General features: G+C 70.9%; 12 protein-coding genes. 8 read left to right on the plus strand and 4 right to left on the minus strand.

The genetic code is table 11. The features are described from left to right. The first annotated feature begins 31 nt into the window (after positions 1-31). From ACIA5G_RS24455 to ACIA5G_RS24465, 3 genes are all read left to right on the plus strand, one after another. Positions 32-2,653, plus strand: coding sequence for a valine--tRNA ligase (locus tag ACIA5G_RS24455; protein ID WP_395926956.1), 2,622 nt, complete (start codon positions 32-34; stop codon positions 2,651-2,653). Between the two features lie 300 nt (positions 2,654-2,953). Next, positions 2,954-3,244 (plus strand): hypothetical protein, encoded by a 291-nt coding sequence (locus tag ACIA5G_RS24460; RefSeq protein ID WP_395926958.1) that lies wholly within the window; start codon positions 2,954-2,956, stop codon positions 3,242-3,244. Positions 3,245-3,255: 11 nt separating this feature from the next. After that, on the plus strand, positions 3,256-4,197 hold the full coding sequence (locus ACIA5G_RS24465; protein ID WP_395926961.1) for a hypothetical protein: 942 nt from the start codon (positions 3,256-3,258) through the stop codon (positions 4,195-4,197). A gap of 4 nt (positions 4,198-4,201) precedes the next feature. On the opposite strand, the gene ACIA5G_RS24470 is transcribed toward ACIA5G_RS24465, so the two are convergent. Then, complete coding sequence (locus ACIA5G_RS24470; RefSeq protein ID WP_395926964.1) at positions 4,202-5,083, minus strand: LysR family transcriptional regulator; 882 nt, start codon at positions 5,081-5,083, stop codon at positions 4,202-4,204. A gap of 86 nt (positions 5,084-5,169) precedes the next feature. Between ACIA5G_RS24470 and ACIA5G_RS24475 the strand changes: the two genes are divergently transcribed. After that, entirely contained in the window at positions 5,170-5,958 is a 789-nt protein-coding gene (locus tag ACIA5G_RS24475) for an alpha/beta fold hydrolase (RefSeq protein ID WP_395926966.1), read from the plus strand. A 14-nt stretch (positions 5,959-5,972) separates the two neighbouring features. Next, positions 5,973-6,761 (plus strand): alpha/beta fold hydrolase, encoded by a 789-nt coding sequence (locus ACIA5G_RS24480; protein WP_395926968.1) that lies wholly within the window; start codon positions 5,973-5,975, stop codon positions 6,759-6,761. Here ACIA5G_RS24480 and ACIA5G_RS24485 read toward each other — a convergent pair. Together ACIA5G_RS24485 and ACIA5G_RS24490 are read right to left on the minus strand one after the other, a co-directional pair. After that, complete coding sequence (locus ACIA5G_RS24485; protein WP_395926970.1) at positions 6,745-7,620, minus strand: SGNH/GDSL hydrolase family protein; 876 nt, start codon at positions 7,618-7,620, stop codon at positions 6,745-6,747. The two genes, ACIA5G_RS24480 and ACIA5G_RS24485, sit on opposite strands and share 17 nt — an antisense overlap. A 71-nt stretch (positions 7,621-7,691) precedes the next feature. Next, positions 7,692-8,327: a class I SAM-dependent methyltransferase gene (locus ACIA5G_RS24490; RefSeq protein ID WP_395926972.1), complete on the minus strand. Its 636-nt coding sequence runs from the start codon at positions 8,325-8,327 to the stop codon at positions 7,692-7,694. A gap of 73 nt (positions 8,328-8,400) precedes the next feature. Here ACIA5G_RS24490 and ACIA5G_RS24495 point away from each other — a divergent pair, with 73 nt between their 5' ends. Both ACIA5G_RS24495 and ACIA5G_RS24500 read left to right on the plus strand, forming a co-directional pair. Then, positions 8,401-10,056 carry a bifunctional folylpolyglutamate synthase/dihydrofolate synthase gene (locus tag ACIA5G_RS24495; RefSeq protein ID WP_395926974.1) on the plus strand — a complete coding sequence of 552 codons (1,656 nt, stop codon included), beginning with the start codon at positions 8,401-8,403 and terminating at the stop codon, positions 10,054-10,056. Beyond that, positions 10,053-10,442 (plus strand): DUF4233 domain-containing protein, encoded by a 390-nt coding sequence (locus ACIA5G_RS24500; RefSeq protein WP_395926976.1) that lies wholly within the window; start codon positions 10,053-10,055, stop codon positions 10,440-10,442. Before ACIA5G_RS24495 ends, ACIA5G_RS24500 begins: the two co-directional genes overlap by 4 nt. Positions 10,443-10,446: 4 nt before the next feature. On the opposite strand, the gene ACIA5G_RS24505 is transcribed toward ACIA5G_RS24500, so the two are convergent. Next, positions 10,447-11,340, minus strand: coding sequence for an SDR family oxidoreductase (locus ACIA5G_RS24505; protein WP_395926978.1), 894 nt, complete (start codon positions 11,338-11,340; stop codon positions 10,447-10,449). Between the two features lie 89 nt (positions 11,341-11,429). On the opposite strand from ACIA5G_RS24505, the gene ACIA5G_RS24510 reads away from it, so the two are divergent. Further along, positions 11,430-11,996 carry a TetR family transcriptional regulator gene (locus ACIA5G_RS24510; RefSeq protein WP_395926980.1) on the plus strand — a complete coding sequence of 189 codons (567 nt, stop codon included), beginning with the start codon at positions 11,430-11,432 and terminating at the stop codon, positions 11,994-11,996. The last annotated feature ends 9 nt before the right edge of the window (positions 11,997-12,005 follow it).

Below are 12,005 nucleotides of genomic sequence, written 5' to 3' on the forward strand. Positions count from 1 at the left end.
CCGCCGTGACGGGTTCGTAGACTTGTCCATTGTGACCGAGAACGCTCCGCAGCAGACCACCGACCTTCCGGGTGCCTGGGACCCGGCCGCCGAAGAAGCACCGATGTACGACCGCTGGGTAGCGGCCGGGTACTTCACGGCCGACGCCTCGTCGGAGAAGCCGCCGTTCTCGATCGTACTGCCGCCGCCGAACGTGACCGGTTCGCTGCACATGGGTCACGCGCTCAACCACACCCTGATGGACGCGATGAGCCGCCGCCGTCGCATGCAGGGCTACGAGGTGCTGTGGCTGCCGGGCATGGACCACGCCGGCATCGCGACGCAGAACGTCGTCGAGCGCCAGCTCGCCGGGGAGGGCCTTTCGCGCCACGACCTGGGCCGCGAGAAGTTCGTCGAGCGCGTCTGGGAGTGGAAGGCCGAGTACGGCGGCCGGATCCTCGGCCAGATGAAGCGCCTCGGCGACGGCGTCGACTGGTCGCGCGAGCGGTTCACCATGGACGAGAACCTGTCGAAGGCCGTCCAGACGGTGTTCAAGAACTTCTTCGACGAAGGCCTGATCTACCGCGCCGAGCGGATCATCAACTGGTGCCCGCGCTGCCAGACGGCGCTCTCGGACATCGAGGTCGACCACAACGACGACGACGGCGAGCTCGTGTCGATCCGCTACGGCGACGGCGACGACGCGATCGTGGTCGCCACCACCCGCGCCGAGACGATGCTGGGCGACACCGCGGTCGCCGTCCACCCGGACGACGAGCGGTACGCGCACCTGGTCGGCACCGAGGTCGAGCTGCCGCTGACCGGCCGCCGCATCCCGATCGTCGCGGACAAGCACGTCGACCCCGAGTTCGGCACCGGCGCGGTCAAGGTGACCCCGGCGCACGACCCGAACGACTTCGAGATCGGCCGCCGGCACGACCTGCCGATGCTGACGATCATGAACGAGCGCGCCGAGATCACCGCGCCCGGGCCGTTCGAGGGCCTGGACCGGTTCGAGGCGCGCCCGGCGGTGGTCGCCGCGCTGCGGGAGGCCGGCCGGATCGTCGCCGAGAAGCGGCCGTACGTGCACGCCGTCGGGCACTGCTCGCGGTGCGACACGGTCGTCGAGCCGCGGCTGTCGCTGCAGTGGTGGGTCAAGGTCGAGGAGCTGGCCAAGCTGGCCGGCGACGCGGTCCGCGACGGCCGCACGAAGATCCACCCGCCGGAGCTGGGCAAGCGCTACTTCGACTGGGTCGACAACATGCACGACTGGACGATTTCGCGCCAGCTGTGGTGGGGCCACCGGATCCCGGTGTTCTACGGCCCGGACGGCGAAGTGGTGTGCGTCGGCCCGGACGAGCAGCCGCCGACGGGCGAGGGCTGGACGCAGGACCCGGACGTCCTCGACACCTGGTTCTCCTCGGGCCTGTGGCCGATGTCGACGCTGGGCTGGCCTTCGTCGTCCGAGGACTTGGCGAAGTTCTATCCGACCAGTGTCTTGTCGACGGGCTACGACATCCTGTTCTTCTGGGTCGTCCGGATGATGATGTTCGGCGTGCATCAGATGGACGGCAAGCAGCCGTTCGACCACGTCTACCTGCACGGTCTCATCCGCGACGCGCAGGGCAAGAAGATGTCGAAGTCGCGCGGCAACGTGATCGACCCGCTGGAGTGGATGGACGCGTACGGCGCGGACGCCACCCGGTTCACCCTGGCCCGCGGCGCGAACCCGGGCGCGGACATGGCGCTGGCCGACGAGTGGGCGGCCGGTTCCCGCAACTTCTGCACGAAGCTGTGGAACGCCACGAAGTTCGCGATGATGAACGGCGCTTCGGTCGCTGAGCCGTTGCCTGCTGCTTCCGACTTGACGGAGTCGGATCGCTGGATCCTCGGCCGTCTCGGCGCGCTGGTGTCCGAAGTGGACGGCCTGTTCGAGGACTTCCAGTTCGCGAAGGTGGCGGGCGCGCTCTACCAGTTCACGTGGAACGAGCTGTGCGACTGGTACCTGGAGCTGGCGAAGGTCCAGCTGTACCAAGGGGACTCCTCCCGCGTCTCCGCTACTCGTGCGGTGCTGGGGCACGTGCTCGACACGGTGCTGCGGCTGCTGCACCCGTTCATCCCGTTCATCACGGAGAAGCTCTGGACGGCGTTGACCGGCGGCGAGTCGCTGGTGGTCGCCGCTTGGCCGGTTCCGTTCGAGGGCTACGCCGATCCTGTTGCGGACGCGCGCATCGCGGACGTCCAGAAGCTGGTCACGGAGATCCGCCGCTTCCGCGCGGACCAGGGCCTGAAGCCGGGCCAGAAGGTGGCGGCCCGCCTGGCGGGTTACGCGGGCGGTCACGAGTCGGCGGTCCGCTCGCTGGTTCGGTTGACCGACCCCGCTCCCGAGTTCGCGGTGAGCGCGTCCCTGGAGGTCGCCCTGGCCGACGGCGTGGTGACGGTGGAGCTGGACCTGTCCGGCACGGTGGACGTCGCGGCCGAGCGCAAGCGCCTGCAGAAGGACCTCGCGGCGGCGGAGAAGGAGCTGTCGCAGACCGAGGCCAAGCTGGGCAACGAGGCATTCATCGCGAAGGCCCCGGCCCCGGTGATCGACAAGATCAAGGTGCGCAAGGAAACGGCGGTGTCGGACATCGACCGCATCACGGCTCGTTTGGCGGCGCTTCCCAGCGCCTGAGGTTGTTGACGAAGCCCGGTGCTCCCGCATGGGAGTGCCGGGCTTTTCGGTTTCCGCCGTCCTTTCGGAACGTCGCCGACATGGCTTCACTTCGGGCTGAACGAACTCGAAGCCGCGGGAGCGGAGTTGATTTGAGACTGTGTTGATAAGTGGAGCCCGCCCTTTCCCGCCGGACATACTTGCTCCGGGTGAACGGAACACCGTCCGCGCATGCGGTCTGTCGCAGGTCGTCAGATGTGACGAGCGGTTGTGCGCGATCGCCCTGAACCGTCAGATACGCCGAGCAGGAGAGAACCGACAATGTCCAGCAATTCCACGGTGCCGGCGACGGCACCGTGTCCGCCGCTGCCCGCCGTACGCGCCGTGCGGTGGCTGTATCTGACCGTGTTCACCAGTATCACCGTGCTGACCGGCGTCATTCGGAGTGAGGGTGTCGCGTTCCTGGTGGCGTTGCCGGCCGCGAACGGCGTGGCGATCGTCGCCGTGGTGCTCGTCAACAGCCTACTCGGGCGCCGTTCCGGAGCAGGGCTCCTGACCGCGGGCGGGTTCCCGTCTTCGCGGTTTTCCGGTGGCGTCCGCCCGCCGGTCTGAGGGAGAACCGGATGATGGCGAGGCCAGGTCGCCCGGAGTCGAGTATTGATCCCGGGTCCGGTCCCGAGGCGCGGTTCGGCTTTGCCCTGCGTCAATTGCGGGAGAACGCGGGTTGCCCGACTTACCGGGAACTGGCGGCGCGGCCCGGAGTGCACTTCTCCGCGTCGGTCCTGTCGACAGCGGCGAACGGCAAGAAGATCCCGCCATGGGAGCATGTGCGCGCTTATGTGATCGCCTGCGAAGGCGCGGACTGCTCGAGCGCGCTCAAGTATTGGAAACGCCAGTGGCGGAGATATGCCGCGGAGTCGGGAGAAGAATCCGGAGTGCGGCCGGACGCCGACGTTTTGCTGTCGATGGACCGCGAAGAGCGACGGTGGCGTCGGCTTCTCGTGACGGTCGGAGCGGTGATCGGCGTCAGTAGTGCCGCTGCTTTTCTGGTGTCCGGCGGAACCTCGCCGCCGCCGGCTACGCGGCTGGAATTGGGCGCCGGTTGCGAGGCCCTCGGGGATTGGGGCAATACCGCTCCGCCGGTACGAGTCCCGCCCGGATACCTGGACGGCCTGCACTACGAGGTCGGATATCGCGTCGGCCTGCGCCGCGCCAAGGGCTTCCAGCAGGTCACTTGTGTCGTCAACCATGAAGTGCGCTCTGCGTCCCCCGGCCTGGTCACGGGGCTTTTCGACGCCAGGGTCGGAGTGCCTGACGGGCTCGCGAGCGGGACAGCGGTCACGGTGCGGATCGCCGGCGGCGCCGGGTCGAACACCGACTCTCAGACTTTCGGTGGCCAGGGGGACGAGCGCTCCGTGAAGCCAGGCCGGGCGTTTTCGGTCCGGCCAGGTCAGTCCTCGGAGAGCGTGACCTTCGAGTTCGCCACCGCTCCTGGCACGGGGGAAGTCACCGTGCTGATCGCTGATCCGCACGCCAAGCTCCTCAGGTGGTGGGGCAGGGGGTAGCTCCTCATTCGGTGGCTCGCGCCGCTTCGATCAACGCCACCAGCTCCGGTGTCAACCGGCGGTCCGCCGGGGTCGCCAGGTACGTCGGCATCACCGGCGACGGGTCGACCAACGGCCGGAACACCACCCCCGGCACCGGCAGCAGGTTCGCGTGCGCCCGGTAGAACACCGTCCAGTGTGGACGACCGAATCCCAGTGTCCCCAGTGTGTCCTGCGCCGTCGTGAACTCCTTGCCCAGCACCGGCTCGAACCCGGCCTCGCGGCAGGAAGAAACGACCAGATCGTAGAGCGGCTGGTTCCGCGAAGGCGAACTCAACCGCGCCGGAAGGGAAGCCAAAGACACGAAGGAAACCGAGGAAGCGGCAGCCAGCGGATGTGAAGCGGGCAGCGCCACCCACACCTCGTCCGTCCACAAGGGAGTGAAGTCGAGCCCCGTGGACGGCCATGAACCCCGCACGATGGTCGCGTCCAAAGAACCGTCACGCACTCGCTGCAGCCGCTGCAGCGTCGGCGCGTGGACCAGCTCCAAAGAAGCCGAAGGCGCGAGACGGGCGAAGGCACCCAGCAGGGCGTCCAGCCGATCACCCAGACCCTCGCTCGTCCCCAGGCGGACCAACGAGCCGGAAGAGCGGAACTCCGCCACCGAATCCGCCGCCCGGTCCGCTGCCGCGAGCACCGCCCGGGCATGCGGCAGGAACCGCTGCCCGGCCTCCGTCAACGACACACTCCGCGTCGTCCGGCCGAACAGCGCGACACCCAGCTCTCGCTCCAACCGCCGCACCTGCTGGCTCACCGCCGGCTGGACGATGTGCAGCCGCTCCGCCGCCCGGCCGAAGTGCAGCTCCTCGGCGACGGCGAGGAAGTAGCGCAGCTGGCGAAGCTCCACCGCAGACCCCATTCATCAGCGTTCGTGATGAGTGTACGAGCGGACTGCCCCTCGAAAAGCGCGACCACGAGCGATTGGCTCGGGGCATGCCTTACTTGGACGTCGACAACACCCGCCTCCACTACGACGACGCCGGCACCGGCCCGGCCCTGCTCTTCCTGCACGGCTGGGGCACCAGCGGCCGCGTCTGGCAGTCGAGCCTGCCCGACCTGGTTCGCGACCACCGCGTCGTGACGCTCGACTGGCGCGGGTGCGGCCGGTCGGACCACCCGGCCGAGGGCACCACGATCGACGGCCTCACCGCCGACGCCGCCGCGGTGATCGAAGCGCTCGAGCTCACCACCCCGGTGGTCGTCGGCTCGTCGTTCGGCGCGGTCTTCGGGACCGAGCTGGCCCTCGCGCGGCCCGAGCTCGTCGGTGGGGTCGTCGCGGTGGACGGGCCGGCGCACTGGCCGGCGGTCGCGCTGCAGGAAAAGATCCTCGGCCTGCGGGAACAGCTGGCCGACGACCGCCCGGGGACGGTGGCTGGCTGGGTGCCGCACTGGTTCGCCCCGGGCACTTCGGCGGCGATCATCGACTGGACCGTGCGGCAGCTCGTCGACTCCAGCGTTTACCTCGACGACCTGTTCACCGAGGTCACGCGGTACGACCCGCGGCCGCGGCTGCCGCAGCTGACCGTCCCGATCGCCTACCTGCACGGCGAGCTGGACACCGAGATCCCCCTGGACGTCCCGCGCGAGTGCGCGGCCCTGACGCCGGGAGCCGTGGTGCACGTCATCGCCGGCTGCGGGCACATCCCGCACCAGGAGGCCCCGCGGGCCTTCACCGCGGCGCTGCGCAGCGTCCTCCCCGCCGCCACCCGCCGCGCCGCCTGAAGGAGGGCCCTCCGATGCCGCAAGTCCCCGTCACGCTCAAGGGCGGCGACGCCGTGGTCCACTACGACCGGACCGGCGCCGGTCCCGCCCTGCTGCTCCTGCACGGCACCGCCGCGTCCCGCGAGCAGTGGGGCCCGCTGATCGGGCAAGCCCAGGGCTTCACCGTCCTGGCCCCGGACTTCTCCGGCTCCGGCCTGACCACCGACCACGGCGGCCCGGTCGACGTCGAAGACCTCGCGGCCGAAGCCAAGGCCGTGCTCGACCACGCCGGCGTCGGCCAGGCCCACGTCGTCGGCCACTCGCTCGGCGGGGTGGTGGCGGCGCAGCTGGCCGGCACCTGCCCCGGCCGGGTGCGCTCGGCCGTGCTGCACGCGGCCTGGCCGGTCACCGACGTCCGGCAGGACGCCGAGTTCCGCTACTGGCTCGACCTGCTCGGAACCGGGACCTTCGCCCGCATGCTCCCGCTGATGGCCTTCGGCCCGCGGTACTGGGAGCAGGCCACCGCCGAGAGCAACGAGCAGCTGGTCAAGACGCTCGAGACGGTGATCGAGCCCGGCGCGGACCGGCAGATCGAGGCCGACCGGGACGTCGACCTGCGGCCCGTGCTCGGCGCCATCACCGCGCCGGTGCTGGTGCTCGGCAGCGCGCACGACCGGGTGGTCACGGCGGCGCAGCAGCGGGAGCTGGTCGCCGCGATCCCGGACGCGCACGCCGCCGAGATCGACGCGGGGCACGGCGCCCCGGCCGAGCTGCCGGACGAGTTCGCCCGGATCGTGCTGGAGTTCGTCAGCGCACGGACTTGAGCACCACCGCGGCCACGCCCGCCATCCCCGCCTTCAGGGGGTGGTAGGCGGCCGCGACGAACACGTTCTGGTCCTTGCCGTTGATCCACGCCGAGCCGCCGCGCGCGCAGGCGTCGTGCCCGCGCGAGGGGCCGAACGTGTCGACGAACGTCGCGTTGCCGTCCGCGTCGACGGCGTCCTCGAGGGCCTGGTTCAGCTCGCGTTCGACGTTGTTCAGCCACGCGTAGTCGCCGTCCGCGAACGGCAGGACGTCGGGGCAGTAGCCGCTGTCGGGCGCGATCCGCGGGTAACCGACGACCAGCACCCGCGCGGCCGGCGAGCGCTCGTGGATCGCGGCCAGCACGGCCTCGACCCGCTCGCCGGTCTTGGTCAGGGCCGTCTGGATGGTGTCGACGCCGTTGGTCGTGAAGTGCTCTTCGCACGGGCTGCCGGTCGGGTCGCTCGCGCGCAGCCCGGGGCAGGTCGACACGATGCTGCCGAACACGCCGAAGTCGTTGCCGCCGATCCCGAGGGTGACCAGGTCGGTGGTGATCCGCAGGGCGCCCAGCTGCGGCGGGTTGGTGCCGTTGAACGGGACCTGCTGCGGCCGGGTCATGTTCGTGGTGTCGGCGCCGCCGCAGCTGACGTCGGTGAAGTCGCCGACGTTCAGCGCGTCCGACAGCACGGACGGGTAGTTCGCCGTCGACCGCCCGCAGCCGAGCGGGTCGGTCTGCTGGACCGGGATGAACGGCCCGGAGGTGTAGGAGTCGCCGAGCGCGACGTAGTGGTGGATCCGTGGCGCCGCCGACGCGGCGGTCGCCGTGGTGGTGAGGAGCATGGCTGCCGAGACGACGGCGATGAGCAGCCGGGTGTTGCGCATGAAGACCCCGTTCTGGTTCCGGAAACACTCCTTCCAGATCTAGCGAGCGCGGGGCGCTTCGGGGCCGGACTTCACCCGCCTGTCGGGTCACCGTCCTCACGTTCACGGTAAGTGATCAGCGTGCGCCAGAACAGCAACGGCCGGACCGTGCTCCCGGGCAGCAGCCGCGCCGACTCGCGCCGCAGCTCGGCCAGCGTCGGGTAGTCGTCGACGACCGGGGCTCGCGGGCCCTCCTCCGCACCGCCGTTCAGCCGTTCCCCGGCGTAGACGACCAGCCGGGCCAGTGTGTTCACCGGGATCGCCGCGGCCGCTCGCACCCAGTCCACCGGTGTGCTCGGCCGGGCCAGGGCGAGCACGACGAGCACACCGCCCGGCACCAGCGCGCGGCGCAGCTTGGTGAGCGTGCCGAGCGGCACGTGGTGCAGGGACGCCAGGCACGAGATGAAGTCGTAGTGCTGTTCGGGCAGGGGGTCGGTGGTGACGTCGGCCTGCCGGTAGACGATCTTTCCCGGGCCCGGCGACCCCAGGCCCGTCGCCGCTTCGACCATCGCCGCCGAGACGTCGACCGCCTCCACCGCCATGCCGGTCGCGGCCAGCCGCCGCGCGAACCGGCCCGTGCCGCACCCGACGTCCAGCGCGATCCCCGGCCCCGGCGGCAGCTGGTCCAGCAGCAGCGGGTGGTAGTGGTCGTTGTGGTTGAACGGCATGCGTCGAGAGTGCCACCAGTCACGCACGTAGACTCGGAAGGCAAGCCGAAAACCCCAGGCCGGAGGAGAATCAGTGCCGCAGGATGAGACAGGTCGGAGGCCGGACCTGTCGGATCTGGACAGCTTCGCGGGTGTCGACGAGCTGGGTGCCGAAGCGTACGAGGAGTCCGACGACCACGACCCGGAGCTGGACGCCCACGACAGCGCGTTCGACGCCGGCGGCGGCTCGCGCGGCGGCATCGGCGGGGTCGGCCAGCTGGGTGACAACCTCGCCACCGGCCCGGTGCCCGACCTGAGCGGGCCCGAGGACACCGAGCTGCACGAGCTCGACGACCAGGGCACGCCCGAGGAGTACGGCAGCCCGGACGGCCCCGAGGCGCGGCGTGAGCTGATGGCCGTCGAGGCCGAGCTGAACCAGCGCTGGCCGGAGACGAAGATCGAGCCGTCGCTGACCCGCATTTCGGCGCTGACGCAGCTGCTGGGCGAGCCGAACCGCGGTTACCCGGTGCTGCACATCGCCGGCACGAACGGCAAGGGCTCCACGGCCCGGATGATCGACGCGCTGCTGACCCGGATGGGCCTGCGGGTCGGCCGGTACACCAGCCCGCACCTGCAGCTGGTCACCGAGCGGATCGCGCTCGACGGCCGGCCGATCTCCGCCGCGCGGTACGCCGAGCTGTGGAACGACATCGCCCCGTACGTGTCCATGGTGGACGGTGCGGCCGCGGACGGCGTCGCGATGAGCAAGTTCGAGATCCTCACCGGGATGGCGTTCGCCGCGTTCGCCGACGCGCCCGTGGAGGCCGCGGTGGTCGAGGCGGGCCTGGGCGGGGCCTGGGACGCCACGAACGTCGCGGACGCCGAGGTCGCGGTCATCACGCCGATCGGCATCGACCACGTCGAGTACCTCGGCCCGGACATCCTCGGCGCGGCGCGCGAAAAGGCGGGCATCATCAAGGCCGGCTCGGTCGCCGTCATCGCCGAGCAGGACCCCGAGGTCCAGAAGGTCCTGGTGGAACGCGCCATCGAGGTCGACGCCGCGGTCGCGCGCGCCGGCAGCGAGTTCGGCGTGCTCGAACGCGAGATCGCCGTCGGCGGGCAGCTGCTGAAGCTGCAGGGCCTCGGCGGGGTGTACGACCAGATCTTCCTGCCGCTGCACGGCGCGCACCAGGCCGCGAACGCCGCGCTCGCGCTGGCCGCGGTCGAGGCGTTCTTCGGCGCGGGCAAGGACAAGCAGCTGGTCCTCGAGGCCGTGCGCGAGGCGTTCGCGGAGGTCGAGACGCCGGGACGGCTCGAGCGCGTCCGCTCGGCGCCCACGGTCCTGCTCGACGCCGCGCACAACCCGCACGGGGCTCGCGCGCTGGCCACGACCATCGCCGAAGAGTTCGCCTTCCGCCGCCTGGTCGCGGTGGTCGGCGTGATGGCCGAGAAGGACGCTCACGGCATCCTCGACGCGCTGGAGCCGGTGGTGTCCGACATCGTCGTGACGCGGAACTCCTCACCCCGTGCGATGCCGCTGGAGGAGCTGAACCAGCTGGCGATTTCGGTGTTCGGCGAGGACCGGGTCGTCGCCGAGACCGATCTGGAGACGGCGGTCGAGACCGCGATCGCGCTGGTGGAGACCAGCGACGACCCGGAGGAGCCGCTCGCGGGTGGCGGTGTGCTCGTCACCGGCTCGGTGGTCACCGTGGGCGAGGCGCGCACCCTGTTCGGGAAGGAGCCGGCATGACCGAAGCGACTCCCAAGCCGAAGGACCCGATGAAGGGCTTCCGCGGCGTGATGTCGGGAACGCTGATCATGGAGGCGATCACGGTCGCCCTGGCGCTGCCGGTGGTGAACAAGCTCGGCGGCGGGATCAGCACCGGCACCGGCTGGACGGTCATCGGTGTGGCCGTGCTGCTGGTCTTGACCTGCGGTTTCGTCAAGCGGCCGTGGGCGGTGCCGCTCATCCTCGGGCTGCAGGTGGTGCTGATCGCGCTGGTGTTCTGGCTGCCCGCGATCACCGTGCTGGGTGTGATCTTCCTGGTGGTCTGGCTGTGGCTGCTGTGGCTGCGCAAGGACGTCGCCCGCCGGATGGCGGCCGGCACCCTGGCGAGCCAGCAGCCCCAGCCCTGATCCGTCAGAGGTAGTCGCCGGTCGCGACGTCGTCGAGCAGGCCCGGCCGGGTCGGCGCCCAGCCGAGCAGCTCGCGGGTGAACCCGCTGCTGACGGGCGCGTCGAAAGCGTAGGCCAGCGCGAAGAACGGGCTCGCGAAGTGCGTCGAGGCCGCTTCCGGGGTGAGTGAGACCGCGGGCAGGCCCAGGCCGTCGGCGATCGTCTCCGCGATGTTCCTGAAGGGAACGTTCTCGGCCGCGCCGTGCAGCACACTGCCCGCGGGTGCACCCTCCAGCGCCAGCCGGAACAGGATCGCGGCGTCGAGCCGGTGCACGGCGGGCCACCGGTTGGCGCCGTCGCCGACGTAGGCCGACTTCCCGGTCTCGCGCGCGGTGGTGATGAGCATCGGGATGAAGCCGTGGTCCCCGGGACCGTGGACCGTCGGCGCGAGCCGGACGACGTTCGCGCGCACGCCCCGGGCCGCGAACTCCAGGCAGGCGCGCTCGCCGGCGATCCGGAAGGCGGCGAGCCCGGCCGGGTCCGGCTCGTCCTTCTCGGTGCTCTCGCGACCGGCCGGCATGACGAGCGTGCCCGAGGTGCTGACGAACGGCTTGCCCGTGTTCTCCAGCGCCGCGCCGAGCGCCTCGATCGCGGTCCGGTCGCGCCGTTCCATGTCGTCCGGGTCGGCGAAGTCGCCGCCGAAGGCCATGTGCAGGACGCCGTCGGCGGCTTCGGCGCCGCGACGCAGGCTGTCGAGGTCTTCCAGGGAACCGCGGTGCGGGGTGGCGCCCAGCGCGGTCAGCCGGCCGGCGGCCGCGGCCGAGCGGGCCAGGCCGGTGACGGTGTGGCCGGCCTCGATCAGTTCGGTGACGACGGCGGGGCCGGTGAGGCCCGAACCGCCGGTGACGAAGACGTGCATGGAGGTGCTCCCGATGTAGTGACAGTGACTGACGCTACGAACCGTACCTCGTAGTGTCAGTCGCTGTCACTACGAGGTACGCTGACGGTGTGCCACGCAGCGGAGAAGAAGCGCGCCGCCGCCTTCAGCAGGCGGCGCTGGAGCTGTACGCCGAACGCGGGTTCGACCGGACCACCACGGCCGAGATCGCGGCCAGGGCCGGCGTCACCGAGCGCACGTTCTTCCGGCACTTCCCGGACAAGCGCGAAGTGCTGTTCGACGGCGAAGCGACCCTGCGCGCGGACCTGACCCGGTCGGTGGCCGACGCGCTCGACGGACTCCCACCGCTGGAAGTCCTGCTGCGGGCCTTCCGGAAGGCCGCGCGGATCATCGAGGGCAACCGGCTGTTCGCCGAGCCGCGGCTCGCGGTCATCGCGGCGACCCCGGCGCTGCGGGAACGCGATCTGGCCAAGGCCGCGGCGATGACCGATGCCTTGGCGGGGGCGTTGCGCGAGCGTGGCGTCACCGACCGGATCGCCGCGCTGGCCGCCCAGACCGGCTGGGCGACCTTCCACCACGCCGTCGTGGCGTGGCTCGAAGACTCCGAGCGCGGCCTGGCCGAGCACCTGACCGAAGCCTTCGACGACCTGCGGGTCCTGGCGGCGGAGGCGGGCTGAGCGCCCGCC

It is taken from the genome of Amycolatopsis sp. NPDC051758, assembly GCF_044453095.1.
In the GTDB taxonomy this organism is placed as follows: Bacteria; Actinomycetota; Actinomycetes; order Mycobacteriales; family Pseudonocardiaceae; genus Amycolatopsis.

What these genes read in the sequence shown, in the direction of transcription:
- ACIA5G_RS24460 (WP_395926958.1), top strand. Translation starts at nt 2,954, where the DNA reads ATGTCCAGCAATTCCACGGTGCCGGCGACGGCACCGTGTCCGCCGCTG.
- ACIA5G_RS24465 (WP_395926961.1), top strand. Translation starts at nt 3,256, where the DNA reads ATGATGGCGAGGCCAGGTCGCCCGGAGTCGAGTATTGATCCCGGGTCC.
- ACIA5G_RS24475 (WP_395926966.1), top strand. Translation starts at nt 5,170, where the DNA reads ATGCCTTACTTGGACGTCGACAACACCCGCCTCCACTACGACGACGCC.
- ACIA5G_RS24480 (WP_395926968.1), top strand. Translation starts at nt 5,973, where the DNA reads ATGCCGCAAGTCCCCGTCACGCTCAAGGGCGGCGACGCCGTGGTCCAC.
- ACIA5G_RS24485 (WP_395926970.1), bottom strand. Translation starts at nt 7,620, where the DNA reads ATGCGCAACACCCGGCTGCTCATCGCCGTCGTCTCGGCAGCCATGCTC.
- ACIA5G_RS24490 (WP_395926972.1), bottom strand. Translation starts at nt 8,327, where the DNA reads ATGCCGTTCAACCACAACGACCACTACCACCCGCTGCTGCTGGACCAG.
- ACIA5G_RS24500 (WP_395926976.1), top strand. Translation starts at nt 10,053, where the DNA reads ATGACCGAAGCGACTCCCAAGCCGAAGGACCCGATGAAGGGCTTCCGC.
- ACIA5G_RS24505 (WP_395926978.1), bottom strand. Translation starts at nt 11,340, where the DNA reads ATGCACGTCTTCGTCACCGGCGGTTCGGGCCTCACCGGCCCCGCCGTC.